Origin of the sequence: Rothia sp. 27098_8_161, assembly GCF_041432905.1 — a bacterium.
Lineage (GTDB): Bacteria > Actinomycetota > Actinomycetes > Actinomycetales > Micrococcaceae > Rothia.
The window spans coordinates 22,899-37,737 of sequence record NZ_JAPWAL010000008.1; the positions used below are offsets into that span (position 1 = coordinate 22,899).

The following is a 14,839-nucleotide window of genomic DNA, read 5'->3' on the forward strand; positions in this document are numbered from 1 at the left end:
CGGCCGTCTCGCCCCTTTATTGGGCGGGGCGGCCCGTCGTCTATCCCGCCACACGGCGGGCCACCTGCCGGCACCGACCGGCTATCCCAGTGAGGAGAACAATGAGCGAGAAGAATTACCCCGCAATTCCCGACCCCGAGGGCGTGGAGCGGGTCTACGGTGAACTGCTGGCGCGAGCACCCGAAAACAAGATGGCGCCGCGCCTGGACGCCGTGGCGCGCGCCGTCGAAATCCTCGGCGACGTGCACCGTGCCGCGCCGGTCATCCACATCACCGGCACGAACGGCAAGACCAGCACCGCCCGCATGATTGAGGCCCTGTTGCTCGGCCACGACCTGCGCGTGGGCCGCTTTACCAGTCCGCACCTCGAAAGCGTCACCGAACGTATCTGCATTAACGGCGCGCCCGTACCGGATGCCACCTTCGTGCGCATTTGGGATGAAATTGCCCCCTACCTGCAGATTGTGGACGCGGAGATGACCTCCCGCGGCGAGCCCGCCCTGACTTTCTTCGAGTCCATTACCGTGCTTGCCTTCGCGATTTTCGCGGACGAGCCGGTGGACGTGGTGGTGCTTGAAGTCGGTATCGGCGGTACCTGGGACTCCACAAACGTTGCCGACGGCGTGGTTTCTGTGGTCACCCCGATCGGCCTGGACCACACCGATATGCTCGGTGAAACCCTCGCCGAGATTGCAACTGAAAAGTCTGGCATTATCAAGCCCGGTGGCTTCCTAGTTTCTGCCGCCCAGGACCCGGAAGCGGCGGATGTGCTGCTCGCCTCTGCCCGGGAGAAGGAAGCATCCTTCGCCTTCGAGGGGGTGGAGTTCGGCATTGTCTCCCGTGAGCTTGCGGTCGGCGGTCAGCTGCTGACCCTGCGCGGCCTGGCTGGCGAGTACCCGGATGTGCCGCTATCCCTGCACGGTGCGCATCAGGCGCAGAACGCCGTGGTGGCTCTCGCCGCTGTGGAGGCGTTCTTCGGCGGTCGGCGTCAGCTGCCCGAGGACGTGGTCCGTACCGCGTTGGAGACGGTGCGTTCGCCGGGCCGTCTGGAGGTTGTGCGCACCGAGCCGTTGACCATCCTGGATGCGGGCCACAACCCGCACGGTGTGCGTGCTTCCGCGGCTGCGCTGACTGAGGCGTTCAAGCTGTCGCATCTGCATTCCGTGGTCGGAATTTTGGGCGAGAAGGACGCTCTGGGTATGTTCGAGACCATGCGCGAAGAGTACGTGGATGCTTCTGATGGCACTTTCCGCCTGTACTTGGCGGCGTCGGATTCGCCGCGTGCGATTGCACCGGAGCGTCTGCACGAGCTGGCATTGGATGCGGGACTGGATGAAGACTCGATCGAGGTGTTTGAACACTTGGATGAGGCGATTGCCACCGCCATGGAGAACGCCCTCTTTGAGCAGGAGTCGGCGGGTGTGCTGATTACCGGTTCGATTACGGTGATTGGTGAGGCACGTACCCTGCTGGCGGCGCATGAGGAGGCGAAGACCCCCGGCGCTGAGGCTGAGGAGCTGCCGGATGAGCTGGGTGCCGAGGGCGCTTATGCGGGTTCTGCGGGCGCGGCGTCGGCTTCGACTCTGGCTGCCGCGGCGGCTGCGGCAGCCTCTGCTGAGTCGGATGAGCTGCTGGACGGCATCATGGCTGAGTTGGGTGGCGAGTCTGCGCCGGGTTCTTCACTGGAGGATTCGCTGGGTCTGCCGCTGGGTGACTCGTACACCGATGATTTCTTCGGTGGTGATGATTCCGAGGACGAGGCGGATCACTAAATTGACCTGTTGAGGTCATCGACATGAGGCGGGGTGCCGTTCTCTGGCTGGTTTTACTGGCTGAGCTGGTTCTTTTGGCTGCTGAGCTAGTATTGACCGGCTAGAGGAATTGCGCCCTGCCTTTTTTGTGTGCTGTTTTTGGGGCCCGTTTTGTATTTGGGAGAAAAAGAGTAGCTTCATGCCTGAAACCTAAGAGCCCTCATCCACCCCAAAAACGAAAAGAACGAAAATTTTCGGGTGCCGGGGGTACAAAACCGGGCACACCGTGGTATCCCGGTGCTATATTCACTGAGGCACCGGCCCCATTGTCTGAGGCTGCACCAATAAACCCGCATATATGCGTATACCAGCGACGGTATGCATTATCTCGAAAGGCAACTCTTATGTCCGCGCCCTTTGCTGATGTGAATGGAACTGATTCGTTCACTGAAACGTTGCGCCAGGAGAACATTGATACCTGGCTTTCTGCCACGAATCACCGCTTTGTGACTGAACTTTTTGAGGGCACGATTGCCCCGCAGGTTATGGCGGGGTACCTGGTGCAGGACTACCGCTTCCTCGATACCTTCCTCGCCCTGATTGGTGGCGCAATCGCCAATGCTGACACTCTCTCTGGGCGCTTGCGGTTGGCGCAGTTTGCTGGTGAAATTGCCGGTGATGAGAACACCTACTTCCTGCGTTGTTTTGAGACTCTGGGCGTGACCGAGCATCAGCGTGAATCCATACCCGATACAGAGGCGACCACCGGCTTTAAGCGTCTCTTCCTGGACGCTGCGGCAAGCGGCAGCTACGCGGCGATTCTATCGGTGCTGGTGGTTTGCGAGGGCCTGTACCTGGATTGGGCGTCAAAGGCTCCCACCAAGCGCCCCGATTCTTTTGTGCACCACGAGTGGATTACCCTGCACGACTACCCGGAGTTCCGTGAGCTGGTTGATTTCCTGCGCAGCGAACTGGACCGTGTGGGCCCCTCGGATGCGCAGCGTGCCCGTGAGTTCTTTAGCCGCGCGGTGGAGCTGGAGCAGCTGTTCTTTGATGAGTCGTACACCCACCCGCTGCCCTAACGTGCCGTCTGTGCGCTCCACGGTAGTTGCCGTGGGAGCTGCCGCGCGTTGATGAGGCGAATGCCCTAGAAAACATGCGCACCATGCCCCGAAAGGTTCCGCCCGCCGCTACGTTGCGGGCTCCTTCCGGGGTTTTCTGGGTTTAAGGTACGTCACAAAAACGCGCCTATTTGCATGATGTGAGGCGTCATATGGGAAATGTAAAAGCTAATGGCGTGCTATTTAGCAATGTGAGAGGCTAGGATAAATGGAGTACTGCTTCCGGGGTGCTGGCTATGCCGCGTCGGTGAATACCTCCTGACAAGCGGGGGGGCGCGCCTTTCAGGAACCTCCTAGAGGAACCTAGCGAACCCTCCCTGTGCCTCTCGGCTTGAAGATTGCCAGGCGCCCGAACACCCCAATTTTTCTGGCAGAGCTAAGACGGTACTGCCGTGAACGTACCACCGTAAAACACTATCTAAAGGAGTCGTATGAGTACTGCCGCATCGAGTACTACCGAGCCCACCCACGCTGAAAAAGAAGCGCAACACGGGCACACGGGAACCCCGGGCAGCTACTCAGACCGACAGCTCGGATTCTGGCTGGTTGGTGCTGGCCTGATTGCACTCATTTCTTCAGCGATTCTGGTGTATGAGCGCCTGCAGATTTACATTGATGCCGGCCACTCAACGGTCTGCGATATCAACGCCCTGCTCAGCTGCGGCACGGTGATGCGCTCGCCGCAGGCGGAAGCTTTCGGCTTCCCGAACCCGTTCATTGGTATGGTGGGCTTCTCGATTGTGGTGACTATCGGCGCCGCGATGATGGCGGGTGCACAGTTCAAGAAGTGGTTCTGGGGGTGCATGAACATTGGTTTGGCTGCAGCGACCGCGTTCACTATGTGGCTGTGGTACCAGACGACCTTCCAGATTAACGCTCTGTGCCTGTTCTGTATGATCGTGTGGATTATGACCATCATGCTTTTTGTGAAGACCACGGTCCGCAATATTTCGGCGGGTGTTATTCCGGCGTCGCAGTCGATGTGTGAGAGCGCTCGCGGCTGGTCCTGGTTTGCGGTTAGCCTGTGGCTGATCCTGATTTTCGGCATTATTGTGATCCGCTTCTTTGAGGTCATTATGAATATGATGCGCTAAGCGTTCATCTCTGAACTTGGTTTGAGGGCCGATACCCCGAACATGCAACGCCCCGGTACTTGTTGGTGCCGGGGCGTTACTGTGTCTGCGGGCGGGTGAGGCTGTGCAGGGTTGGGGGCCCGGTCTGGTTACGCCGGGTAGTGGGGAGGGGAGGGGCCGGTGGCGACCAGCGGGGAGGCGGAGTGGGTGCGTATAATGGTCAGGTATATTCTTGAACGGCATCGGACGGAGCCGTCCGCGGGGTTCACCTGCGACGTTGACTGCCTGCCGTTCTGCTGGAGACTAGATTCTTGATACCCCTTCGAGGAGAACCGTGAAGACTGCCGGAATTGCCGCAATGGGCGCTGCTGCCGTTATTTTTCTGACTGCCCTGCTGTTGCTGACCGCCGGTCACTTCTCGCTGCTGTGGGTAATTCTGCTGGTGGTTTCTCCGTTTGTTTTTATTCTGGGTGTTCCGTTTGCGACCGGTTCCGGTCCGGAGTATCTGCCGACCGACCCGAAGCTTGCTCAGCAGGTTCGTGAGGCGCGTGATGCGGAGCTGGGTCTGGACTAGCCCCTCCTCTCAAAGTTTTTTGAAGCCGGGTGGTGCGTAGTGGCACGCCCGGCTTTGCTGTGCCCGCTAGATGACCGCCATAATCTGTCCCACGCATCCTGCCCGAAAGTGGAGCCCGGATACGAAGGGTAGGGTGGCTTAGAAGCACACTCTACCGGGTATAATGGAACGCGGTGTCTTGTGCGCCCCGCACGCGCATAAAGATCCCCACCAACGCATCGAGGGAGAGTACCCGAAGAGCGCCGGCTATAAGCCGCGGAGCATAACTGTCGCACCGCGCGAGCCGCCCGCCACGGCGAAGAAACCCGAAGACCGGCAGAACACCCAGGAAGGGTGTGAGCGTGCCGTGCTCGAGAGCGAGGTGGCTGTGACCGTCGCGGCGCGCTCTGCGTTCCGCCCGCTCGCCCCTTACGGCAGAAGCACTGAACGAGATAGTGCCCGGTAGCGCCAATGAATGTGCACTGTAAGGTGAAGCTTGAGCCGCGGTGACAGCAACTAGGCTTTGCGCTGTATGCGCGCTATTAAAATCCTTGCGGTGCGGAGCAGGGTGTAACGAAAGAAGATTAATGTCTGACGAGAAGAACGTCGAACTTGGGGTTTTTGAGGCGCTGAACGCCCTCGCGGAGGAGAAGAACGCCTCTGCAGAGACCCGTGAAACTCTGCGTAAAAATGTTCGTGAGAGCTCTGAGGCCCAGCAGGGTACTGAGCGCCGCCGCCCGGGTCGCCCGAAGAAGGAGAAGGCTTCTGAGGTTCCCCTGGATGAGGCGATTGCTACTGGCCTGACTAACCTGCGTAACGCTAAGGCTAAGCACGCGCCAGCACCGAAGGTTGCCGCTCCCGCTGTGTCTGAGGCCGAGGTTGCTTCTACTCTAGATAGCCTGTTTGAGGTTGCTGAAAAGAAGGCGGCTGAGTCTGCTGTCGTGGAGAACACCGCGAAGGTCGAGACTGTCGAGAAGACCGCGAAGGTTGAGGAAGTTGTTACGCCCGCCGCTGCGCCTGCTGAGTCTACCGTTGAGATGAAGGAAGAGACCGCCAAGGTTGAGGTCGTAACCCCGACAAAGGCTGAGGAAGCTACCGAGAAGGTCGCTGAGAAGAAGCGCCCTATGAAGAAGGCTGCCGCTCAGAAGGCGGAAGTTGCCGAGGCTAACGCAGCTGAGGTGTCTGTACCCGCCGCGGAGCAGCCCGCTGAGACTGCTGTAGTTGCGGAGGAATCTGCAACCGAAGAAGCTACTTCTGAGGCACCCGCCGCAGAAGAATCTGCTGAAAAGCCCGCAGCTGAGGAACCCGTAGCTGAGGAGTCTGAAGTAGCTCCCGAGCCGGTAAAGACCATTAGCGACCTACAGCGCGAAAAGCTGCAGGAGCTACGCTCGCGTACCCCCATGGGTGCGATGCCGCTGTTCATGGCTCCCGAGCCGGAGGAGCTGAGTGATCTCGCTATCGCCGCCAAGCTGGAGCGTGAGGCACGCCGCGCCGCTGCCGAGGAGCAGAAGCGTAAGGAGCGCATGGAGCGCCGCCGCGAGGAGGCTGCCGCTGAGGCTGAGGTGACGAGCCACCGTCGCCGTCGCCGTCGCCGCGGTACCGAAGATATTGAGATTGAGGGCGGAGTTGATGATGAGGTTGAGACCGTCACCAAGGTGCGTGCACCGCGCCTGGCTGACTCTCACGCATCCAACACTGTGACCGGTGTGCGTGGTTCTACCCGCCTGGAGGCGAAGCGCGTGCGCCGCCGCGAGTCCCGTTCCCTGGGTCGCCGCCGGCACATCGTGACCGAAGCCGAGTTCCTGGCCCGCCGCGAGTCCGTGGACCGTCAGATGCTGGTTCGCCAGAAGGACGGTCGCATCCAGATTGGCGTGCTCGAGGATGGCGTGCTGGCTGAGCACTTCGTGTCCAAGACCCAGCAGGATTCCCTGATTGGTAACGTGTACCTGGGTAAGGTACAGAACGTTCTGCCGTCCATGGAAGCTGCATTCGTTGACATTGGACGCGGCCGTAACGCTGTGCTGTACGCGGGCGAGGTCAACTGGGATGTCACCGGCCTGGACGGTGCACCCCGCAAGATTGAGAACGCCCTGAAGCCCGGCGATTCGGTTCTGGTGCAGGTCACCAAGGACCCGATTGGCCACAAGGGTGCCCGCCTGACCAGCCAGGTTTCCCTGCCCGGTCGCTTCCTGGTGTACGTGCCGGGTGGTTCGATGACCGGTATTTCCCGCAAGTTGCCCGACACTGAGCGTGCTCGTCTGAAGAAGATTCTGAAGGACAAGCTGCCCGAGGGTGCTGGCGTGATTGTTCGTACCGCGGCGGAGGGTGCTTCTGAAGAGGAGCTGACTCATGATATTAACCGTCTGCGTGCGCAGTGGGAAGAGATTCAGGAGAAGGCTAACTCCCGCAAGGTGCTGGCTCCTGAGATGCTCTACCAGGAGCCCGACCTGATGATTAAGACCGTGCGTGACGTCTTCAACGAGGACTTCACCGCGATGATTGTTCAGGGTAAGAACGCGTGGGATTCCATCGAGGCGTACGTAACCTACGTGGCCCCGGACCTGGTGTCCCGCCTGCAGCAGTGGGATGGTGATGACGACCTCTTCGATCATTACCGCATTAACGAGCAGCTGGCGAAGGCTCTGGACCGTAAGGTGTACTTGCCTTCGGGTGGTTCGCTGGTAATTGACCGTACCGAAGCCATGACCGTGGTGGACGTGAACACCGGTAAGTTCACCGGTAGCGGCGGCAACCTGGAAGAGACCGTCACCAAGAACAACCTGGAAGCTGCTGAGGAGATTGTCCGTCAGCTGCGTCTGCGCGATATTGGTGGCATTATCGTCATTGACTTCATTGACATGGTGCTTGAGTCGAATCGTGACCTGGTTCTGCGTCGTCTGATTGAGTGCCTGGGCCGTGACCGTACCAAGCATCAGGTGGCTGAGGTGACTTCGCTGGGTCTGGTTCAGATGACCCGTAAGCGCCTGGGTACCGGTCTGCTTGAGGTCTTCTCGGAGCCCTGTGAGCAGTGCGCCGGTCGTGGCCTGGTGGTTCATGATCAGCCGCTGAGCGGTCGTAACGGTGGCGCGTCGGATTATATCCACCGCCATGAGCGTAATGACCGTAAGCGTAGCCGTGCCGCTGCCCGCGAGGATTCTCGTGACCAGCAGAAGCAGGACGCTCTGGAGTCGAAGAAGGCTGAGCGCCGTAATGCTATGGCTGCGGTGGCTGCCGCATCCGCTCCGAGTGAGGACGTTTCGGAGGAAATTGCTTCGACCCGTAAGAAGCGTAAGCGCCGCAAGCGTTCACGCCGCGCGGAGACCGCTGAGCTTTCGCTTGAGCAGGAGATTCAGGGTATTGCCGAGGCTGCCGGCGAGCAGACTCACGCGGAGGTCGCTCAGCGTGAAGACAAGGTCGCGGAGGTCACCGAGGGCAACTGGATCGGTGAGCAGGGCGGTTTCTCCCTGGAGCAGCTGGCAAACGCGTTCGACCGCGTGGAGGAGGAGTCCGCTGAGGATTCCTCGAAGGAATCTGCTGAGGACCGTTGGGATGAGCGTCGTTCGTCCAAGCGTGGCGGTAAGAAGTCTTCTCGTAACCATAAGCGTCGCGAGCTGACTGATGCAGATATTGCCGCTGTAGAGGATTCCGGTGCGGGTGCTCTGGAGGATGAGCACCACGTTGACCCGGAGCTCGACCCGCGCTTTACCCGTTCGTCGGATCGTTTTGAGGCGATTCGCGCCGGCGAGGCGAAGGCCCGTGCTTCTCAGAAGGCCGGCCGTATTGCCCGCGCTGAGGGTGAGTTGTTCCGTTCGGGCCGTGAGGACCGTGCGGCTAAGCGCTCGGAGCACAAGCGCTCGGAGCATAAGGGCGCGGAGGCAACCTCCGGCGAGCAGAAGGCTCAGGAATCCAAGCGTGTTGAGCGTGAGGACCTGCGCATCGAGGATGTTCGCGAGACTCCGCGTGCGTCCCGCCGCCGTGCTCGTCGTGCCGCTGATGAGAAGCGCGCCGAGAAGGCAGCTGAGCAGGCACCCGCGAAGGCTGATAAGGTTCAGAAGTCTGAGTCTCGTACGGTTGTGACCGGCGTGATTGGTGCTCCGGCTGTGACCGGCGTGGTGGGCGCAGCTCCTGCAGCGGTTGAGGCGCCGGTTGAGAACCCCCAGAAGCCTGCAGCTCAGGTGCCCGGTTTGACCCCGCGTAAGCGTCGCACTCGCCGTGCGGCTTCGAGCGCCGGTGCCGGTGCTCAGGTCGTGACCGTGGACGCTTCCGAGCGTGCTGAGGGTTCCGTGGTCGCTTCCGCTTCTGTTGCGGATGTGGCTCCGGTGTCTAATGACGCTTCGGCCCCTGTCTTGTTCGGCATTGGCGTGGCCGCTGCCGACATTAAGCGTGAAGGTAAGGACGATTAGTCTTTAGCTTCCAATCATCGGAATTACGATGGTGTGTGTATGTCGAGCCCCGGTGGGGTGGAGTAATCTACCTTGCCGGGGCTTGCCTATGGGCGGCTGTCTCAGCGTTGTTGATACGGACGGGTTGCGTGTGGTTTATGTACGGTGCGTGTGCAGGTTGAGTAGTATCACGTGCCGACTTCGAGCGTTCCGCAAAATTATCTATTGCGTGGCACGTAGATCATGCCGTATCCTTAAGGACTGGTGTTTATCTCAGTGAAGCCCTATCGACGCAGGGCCAGCGGGAGACACCGCTCCCACCCGCATCGTCTTCGGCGCGGTCGAGTAAGCGGCTGAGTTTTGAACGTGCGGGAGAGAGACACCACCGGTGAGCCTCGCGTGTTGGCTTCAGCGGGCAATCCCGCCGGAACGCACGGGCCGTTCCTCCTTGTTCGCGGTCATTCGACTGGCGGGGGAGGGCGCACAGCAATGAAAGCGCAGGCTGCTCATTCGTGTGAGATTCAAGAAGCAAAGTTGTCGAGAAAAGTGAGTCCCATAGTGGCATACGCGATTGTACGCGCTGGCGGCCGCCAGGAGAAGGTTTCCGTAGGCGACCTCGTTACCCTTGACCGTGTTGCAGGCGAGCCCGGTAGCACCATCGAGCTGCCCGTGCTGCTGCTCGTCGACGGTGACAAGGTCACCGCTGACGCAAAGTCCCTGGCTTCCGCCAAGGTTGTTGCTGAGAAGGTTGAGGACCTGCGCGGTCCGAAGATCGTTATTCAGAAGTACAAGAACAAGACCGGTTACAAGAAGCGTCAGGGCTTCCGCGCCGAGCTGACCACCGTCAAGATTACCGCTATCAACGCGTAATCGAAACGACCGGAATTCAACCCTAAGGTAGGAATACAGAATGGCACATAAGAAGGGCGCAAGCTCCACCCGTAACGGCCGTGACTCGAACCCCCAGTACCTCGGTGTTAAGCGCTACGGCGGCCAGTCCGTCAACGCAGGCGAGATTCTCGTTCGTCAGCGCGGCACCCACTTCCACCCCGGCCTGAACGTTGGCCGTGGTGGCGACGACACCCTGTTTGCTCTGGCAGCAGGCACCGTCGAATTCGGTACCCGCAAGGGCCGCAAGGTCGTTAACATCCTGGCAGCAGCTGAGTAATACTCACCGCTAGGGCAGAGGGGGTAGGCGTTAGTCTACCCCCTCTCGCTATGACCTCGAATGCCGTGGATGCCCGCCTGTGCTGGGCTCCACGATGAGGCGCACCCCAACCCGGTCGCGCCTGCCGCCGCATCCGCAACATGATTGGTGTGTGCCGTGCGGTGGCGAAGTGAAGATTTTCCAAGATAAGGAGAACCCGTGGCAGAATTCGTGGACCGCGTGGTCTTGCATGTATCTGGCGGTCGCGGAGGTAACGGCTGCGTCTCCGTGCGACGTGAAAAGTTTAAGCCTCTGGGCGGCCCTAACGGTGGTAACGGTGGTAATGGCGGCGCGGTGATTCTGCGCGTGGATAACCAGACCACGACCCTGCTGGAGTACCACCACAGCCCGCACCAGCACGCCCCGAATGGCGATATTGGTCGTGGCGATATGCACCACGGCTTTAACGGTGAGGACCTGATTCTGACCGTGCCGCAGGGTACTGTGGTGAAGGACCGCGAGGGTAATGTTTTAGCTGACCTGCTGCGTGTGGGCGATGAGTACGTTGCTGCCCCTGGCGGTATGGGCGGTCTGGGTAACGCTGCGTTGGCTTCGGCTAAGCGTAAGGCTCCCGGTTTTGCTCTGTTGGGCACCCCCGGTGAAGAGGCTGATATTGTTCTGGAGCTCAAGTCCATTGCGGATGTGGCTCTGGTGGGTTATCCCTCGGCGGGTAAGTCTTCGTTGATTGCTGCGATTTCTGCGGCGCGTCCGAAGATTGCTGACTACCCATTCACCACTTTGATCCCGAACCTGGGTGTGGTGCAGGCGGGCGATGTTCGCTACACCGTCGCGGATGTTCCCGGTCTGATTGAGGGCGCTTCGGAGGGTCGCGGTCTGGGTCACCGCTTCCTGCGCCATGTGGAGCGTTCTTCGGCTCTGGTGCATGTGATTGACTGCGCTACTTTGGAGCCGGGCCGCGACCCGATCAGTGACTTTGAGGTGATTCGCGGCGAGCTGGAAAACTACGAGGTTGACCCGACTGCAGGTGTGACCGTGCCGTTGCATGAGCGTCCGCAGATTGTGGTTCTCAATAAGATTGACGTTCCTGAGGCTCGTGAGCTGGCTGAGTTTGTTCGCCCTGAGTTTGAGGAGATGGGCTTCGAGGTCTTTGAGATTTCGACTGCTTCCCATGAGGGTCTGAAGTCTCTGATTTTTGCGATGGCAAAGCTCGTGGAGGAGGACCGCGTGGCTCGTGCCGCTGCCGAGAAGGAAGCGGAGCGTGTAGTCGTTGAGGCTCCTGTGGTTCGCCCGAAGGGGTTCCGCGGTAAGAAAAAGCAGGAGTTCATTATTCGCCGCGAGGAGCGTAACCTTGAGCCGCTGTTCCGCGTGATTGGTGAGAAGCCTGAGCGTTGGATTCAGCAAACTGACTTCAATAATGATGAGGCTGTTGGCTACCTGGCGGACCGCCTGGCGCGCCTGGGTGTTGAGGACGAGCTGTTCAAGGCTGGTGCTCGTGCCGGTGATGCCGTGGTGATTGGCGAGAACGATAACTCGGTGATTTTCGATTGGGAGCCGACCATGGTCGGTGGCGCTGAGCTGCTGTCCTCCCCGCGTGGTACGGACGCTCGTCTGGAAGAGCTCATTCGCCCGACTCGTGCGCAGAAGCGTGTGGAGTACAAGGAGCGTATGGACGCGAAGGCGGAGGCTCGTGCCGAGCTGGAGTCCGAGCGCGTTGCAGGCGTGTGGACTGAGTCGGTTGAGTACCGCAAGAAGTTGAAGGAAGGCAAGGTCGACGAGAATATCGACATGCCGAACGTCGACGACTAATAGCTGAAGCGTTAGCTGTTGCATAGACAGTGAATGGTGCCGTGCATCGGGGTTTGCTCCGGTGCGCGGCACTTTCTTGTGTTCGCGATGCTTTCTTGTGTTCTCTGCGGTTGCTTCTCGCGCTGGATGTGTGTGTCGGAACATGCGGGTGAGCCTGTGGCGAACCTGCGGTCGGGCATGCTGGTTGGGTATTCCACTGGCGGCTTAGCTCACCCCCGTCATTTCGGGTTTTTTAACCGGAAGCAGGTAGCATAGAGGGGAATGTACGCGGGCACCGTTTTCGGTGTTGCGTACCTTCTGTATACCTGCCCGCATCCGCACCTGTGGTGGCTCTTTAAGTTGCCCTGGCGCGGTCTCTGTCCCCAGCAAGGACGGCATTTGTGACTGACCAGCCTGTTCACCTTGATTTTGGTGCTTTGAGTACCGAGTCGATTCCCCCGCGCACTCCCGGCCGGGTGCGTCTGGGCGTGATGGGTGGAACCTTTGACCCGATTCACCACGGACACCTGGTGGCAGCTAGTGAAGTTGCCGCCGTGTTCGACCTGGATGAGGTTGTTTTCGTTCCGACCTGTCAGCCCTGGCAGAAGGTGGGGGAGCGGCATGTGAGTGATGCTGAGCATCGCTACCTGATGACGGTGATTGCGACCGCGTCGAATCCGCGTTTTACAGTGAGCCGTATTGATATTGACCGTGGCGGCGCCACCTACACCTTTGATACGCTTAACGAGCTGCGCGCCCTGCGCCCGGATGCTGACCTGTTCTTCATTACCGGTGCGGACGCGATCAGCCAGATTATGACCTGGCGCAATGCCCATAAGCTGTGGGATTTGGCGACTTTTGTGGGCGTGACCCGCCCCGATCATGAGCTGGATCCGCCGCTGGCAGAGGGTCGTCATATTACGACCCTAAAGATTCCTGCGATGGCGATTTCTTCGACCGATATTCGTCGCCGCGCAGCTGAAGATGCCCCCATCTGGTACCTGGTGCCGGATGGTGTGGTGCAGTACATTACTAAGTACGGCCTGTACAAGAAGGACGCCTTGACGGCGTACCGTGACGGCTTGCCCCGCGTGAAGGATGAGTCTGGGCAGGCACCCCCAATGGACGAATAATGAGGGAACACATGAGTGAAGCTACGGGTTCGAAGCCCTATAGCGAGGACGAAGCGTACCTCTACGAGACGTACGTGACCGAGGACGGTATTGAGGTGCCGCCGCCCACTAAAGTGATGGGTCCGCGCCGTCTTGCCCGTTACCGTGAAGAAGTTGCCGAGTACCTGCGTGCGAGCCGCCGCGGTGAGCCCGCGAAGCCTGTTGCCAACATGGGCTCAGTGGTTCATACGGACGCTATCGACCCGCGGGTTCTGGCTGTTCAGCGTCGTTTTGCAGCGCTGGCTGCTCAGGGCAAGATTGACACTGAGGCGAACGATGAGGAGAAGCTGCACGAGCCTGCTCCTCTGACCACTAGCCTGCGTGTTCTGCGCCCCGAAGACATCGCGCAGAACCGTGTGGATGCGACCAGCCCCTCCGCGGTGGATAACCCGATGAATTCTTCGATCCCGATCATTGCCGTGGTCAAGAAGGAGAAGCCGGAACCCGAGCCTGAGCTGCACCAGTACCTGGTGCGCGATGAGCCGAAGGTTGAGAAGATGGACAGTTCTGACACTGAGGCTGAGCACACCGAGGCTGCTTCCGCTGAGGAAGAGACCGTTGAGGTTGCTGAGGTTGAAGAATCTGCTGACGAGCTGCCCACCCGCGTGAGCGCGGTGGACGCGCAGGGTCTTGATCTGAGCGTGCTGGATAGTGCCTCCGCTGGTGACACCGTGGATTCGGTGGACGGCGACCCGACTGTTGCTCTGAGCCCGGATGAGGTTGAGGAGCTGTTGCAGCGCATGGTGGATCGTCAGAATCCCGAAGAGGCACTGGTCGAGGAGACTGCTGAAGAGTCCGAAGAGGACTCTGAGGATGAAGAGTCTGAACCGGCTGAGCCGAAGTCTGCTTCGACTGTTTCTGCTGAGGCTTCGGAGGCAGCTGAGGAAGAGTCTGCTTCTGAGAGCGCTGTTGAGAAGGGTGAAGAGGTTCTGCAGCCTGCGCGGAAGACCTCCCTGGCGTGGCTGTGGATTGTGCTGCTGCTCGCCCTGTTCGTTGTTGGTTTGATTATGATTTTTGGCCCTAAGTAGGCCGTGAACAATGCACCCCTGTTGCGGGTGCTGCCGGTGGGTGTTCTGCTGGCAAGGAAGGAAAATATGACTGCTGCACAGTCCTCGATTGAGGCTCTGCGCATTGCCGCCCGCGCTGCGGAGGAGAAGCAGGGAACTAACCTGTTCGCTGTGGATGCATCCGACGCGATGGGTCTGATCGATGGCTTCCTGGTGGTTTCTGCCCACAATGAGCGCCTCGTGAACGCTGTTGCGGATGAGGTTGAGGATGCTCTGCGTGAGCAGGCAGGCCTGAAGCCGGTTCGCCGTGAGGGGCGTTCCTCGGGTCGTTGGATTCTGCTGGACTTCGGCGACATTGTCGTGCACGTTCAGCATGAGGAGGACCGCGAGTTCTACGCTCTGGATCGTCTGTGGGCTGAGGCTCCGCGTATTGAGCTGGGCGTTGAGAACGAGGCTCCCTTCGACATTGAGGGTGAGACTGAGGAGGATGCTGCACGCATTATTCCCGCTCAGGATGAGGCGTAAGCTTCCGCTTATTTTTAGCTGATGAGGGGTGGACTCTGCTGGTGCTGTATGGTGCCCGCGGGGTCCGCCCCTTTCTGTGTGTTTGTGGGTGTTTCTGTATGCCCGGTTGCTCCGGAACTTTTTTGTATTTTTGGGTGTGCTGGTTTGCAACGTTCTCCGTGGTGTGTGTAATATATTCATGTTGCCTTATTGAGGTCACTAACAGAATATGGGGATATGGCGCAGCTGGTAGCGCATCTGCATGGCATGCAGGGGGTCAGGGGTTCGAGTCCCCTTATCTCCACGTTTTCCTCGGTTGAGGA

General features: G+C 59.7%; 11 protein-coding genes and 1 tRNA gene. All 12 read left to right on the forward strand.

What is annotated here, in order from left to right:
- Positions 1–101: 101 nt before the first annotated feature.
- The 12 genes from O3648_RS04385 (at position 102) to O3648_RS04440 (ending at position 14,820) form a co-directional block, all read left to right on the forward strand.
- Entirely contained in the window at positions 102–1,772 is a 1,671-nt protein-coding gene (locus tag O3648_RS04385) for a folylpolyglutamate synthase/dihydrofolate synthase family protein (protein ID WP_371568699.1), read from the forward strand.
- Positions 1,773–2,155: 383 nt separating this feature from the next.
- The gene (locus tag O3648_RS04390) at positions 2,156–2,833 is read left to right on the forward strand and encodes a TenA family protein (protein ID WP_279754134.1); all 678 of its coding nucleotides are present in this window, start codon (positions 2,156–2,158) and stop codon (positions 2,831–2,833) included.
- A 470-nt stretch (positions 2,834–3,303) separates the two neighbouring features.
- Positions 3,304–3,966 (forward strand): vitamin K epoxide reductase family protein, encoded by a 663-nt coding sequence (locus O3648_RS04395; RefSeq protein ID WP_371568701.1) that lies wholly within the window; start codon positions 3,304–3,306, stop codon positions 3,964–3,966.
- A 313-nt stretch (positions 3,967–4,279) separates the two neighbouring features.
- Positions 4,280–4,519 carry a nucleoside-diphosphate sugar epimerase gene (locus O3648_RS04400; protein WP_279790219.1) on the forward strand — a complete coding sequence of 80 codons (240 nt, stop codon included), beginning with the start codon at positions 4,280–4,282 and terminating at the stop codon, positions 4,517–4,519.
- 566 nt (positions 4,520–5,085) lie between these two features.
- Positions 5,086–8,901 carry an Rne/Rng family ribonuclease gene (locus O3648_RS04405; RefSeq protein WP_371568704.1) on the forward strand — a complete coding sequence of 1,272 codons (3,816 nt, stop codon included), beginning with the start codon at positions 5,086–5,088 and terminating at the stop codon, positions 8,899–8,901.
- A gap of 537 nt (positions 8,902–9,438) precedes the next feature.
- The gene (rplU, locus tag O3648_RS04410) at positions 9,439–9,750 is read left to right on the forward strand and encodes a 50S ribosomal protein L21 (protein ID WP_005505764.1); all 312 of its coding nucleotides are present in this window, start codon (positions 9,439–9,441) and stop codon (positions 9,748–9,750) included.
- A 40-nt stretch (positions 9,751–9,790) separates the two neighbouring features.
- Positions 9,791–10,048: a 50S ribosomal protein L27 gene (rpmA, locus tag O3648_RS04415; protein WP_005505766.1), complete on the forward strand. Its 258-nt coding sequence runs from the start codon at positions 9,791–9,793 to the stop codon at positions 10,046–10,048.
- Between the two features lie 198 nt (positions 10,049–10,246).
- Positions 10,247–11,854, forward strand: a complete 1,608-nt coding sequence (obgE, locus tag O3648_RS04420) for a GTPase ObgE (protein WP_279740101.1) — start codon at positions 10,247–10,249, stop codon at positions 11,852–11,854.
- Positions 11,855–12,324: 470 nt separating this feature from the next.
- Entirely contained in the window at positions 12,325–12,966 is a 642-nt protein-coding gene (gene nadD / locus O3648_RS04425) for a nicotinate-nucleotide adenylyltransferase (protein WP_279740363.1), read from the forward strand.
- Between the two features lie 11 nt (positions 12,967–12,977).
- Positions 12,978–14,033, forward strand: coding sequence for a sulfite reductase subunit alpha (locus tag O3648_RS04430; protein WP_279790224.1), 1,056 nt, complete (start codon positions 12,978–12,980; stop codon positions 14,031–14,033).
- Positions 14,034–14,099: 66 nt separating this feature from the next.
- Positions 14,100–14,537 (forward strand): ribosome silencing factor, encoded by a 438-nt coding sequence (gene rsfS / locus O3648_RS04435; RefSeq protein WP_279740098.1) that lies wholly within the window; start codon positions 14,100–14,102, stop codon positions 14,535–14,537.
- 210 nt (positions 14,538–14,747) lie between these two features.
- Positions 14,748–14,820: transfer RNA gene (locus O3648_RS04440), tRNA-Ala, on the forward strand.
- The last annotated feature ends 19 nt before the right edge of the window (positions 14,821–14,839 follow it).

What these genes read in the sequence shown, in the direction of transcription:
- O3648_RS04405 (WP_371568704.1), top strand. Translation starts at nt 5,086, where the DNA reads ATGTCTGACGAGAAGAACGTCGAACTTGGGGTTTTTGAGGCGCTGAAC.
- O3648_RS04430 (WP_279790224.1), top strand. Translation starts at nt 12,978, where the DNA reads ATGAGTGAAGCTACGGGTTCGAAGCCCTATAGCGAGGACGAAGCGTAC.
- rsfS (WP_279740098.1), top strand. Translation starts at nt 14,100, where the DNA reads ATGACTGCTGCACAGTCCTCGATTGAGGCTCTGCGCATTGCCGCCCGC.
- O3648_RS04390 (WP_279754134.1), top strand. Translation starts at nt 2,156, where the DNA reads ATGTCCGCGCCCTTTGCTGATGTGAATGGAACTGATTCGTTCACTGAA.
- O3648_RS04385 (WP_371568699.1), top strand. Translation starts at nt 102, where the DNA reads ATGAGCGAGAAGAATTACCCCGCAATTCCCGACCCCGAGGGCGTGGAG.
- O3648_RS04395 (WP_371568701.1), top strand. Translation starts at nt 3,304, where the DNA reads ATGAGTACTGCCGCATCGAGTACTACCGAGCCCACCCACGCTGAAAAA.
- nadD (WP_279740363.1), top strand. Translation starts at nt 12,325, where the DNA reads ATGGGTGGAACCTTTGACCCGATTCACCACGGACACCTGGTGGCAGCT.
- rpmA (WP_005505766.1), top strand. Translation starts at nt 9,791, where the DNA reads ATGGCACATAAGAAGGGCGCAAGCTCCACCCGTAACGGCCGTGACTCG.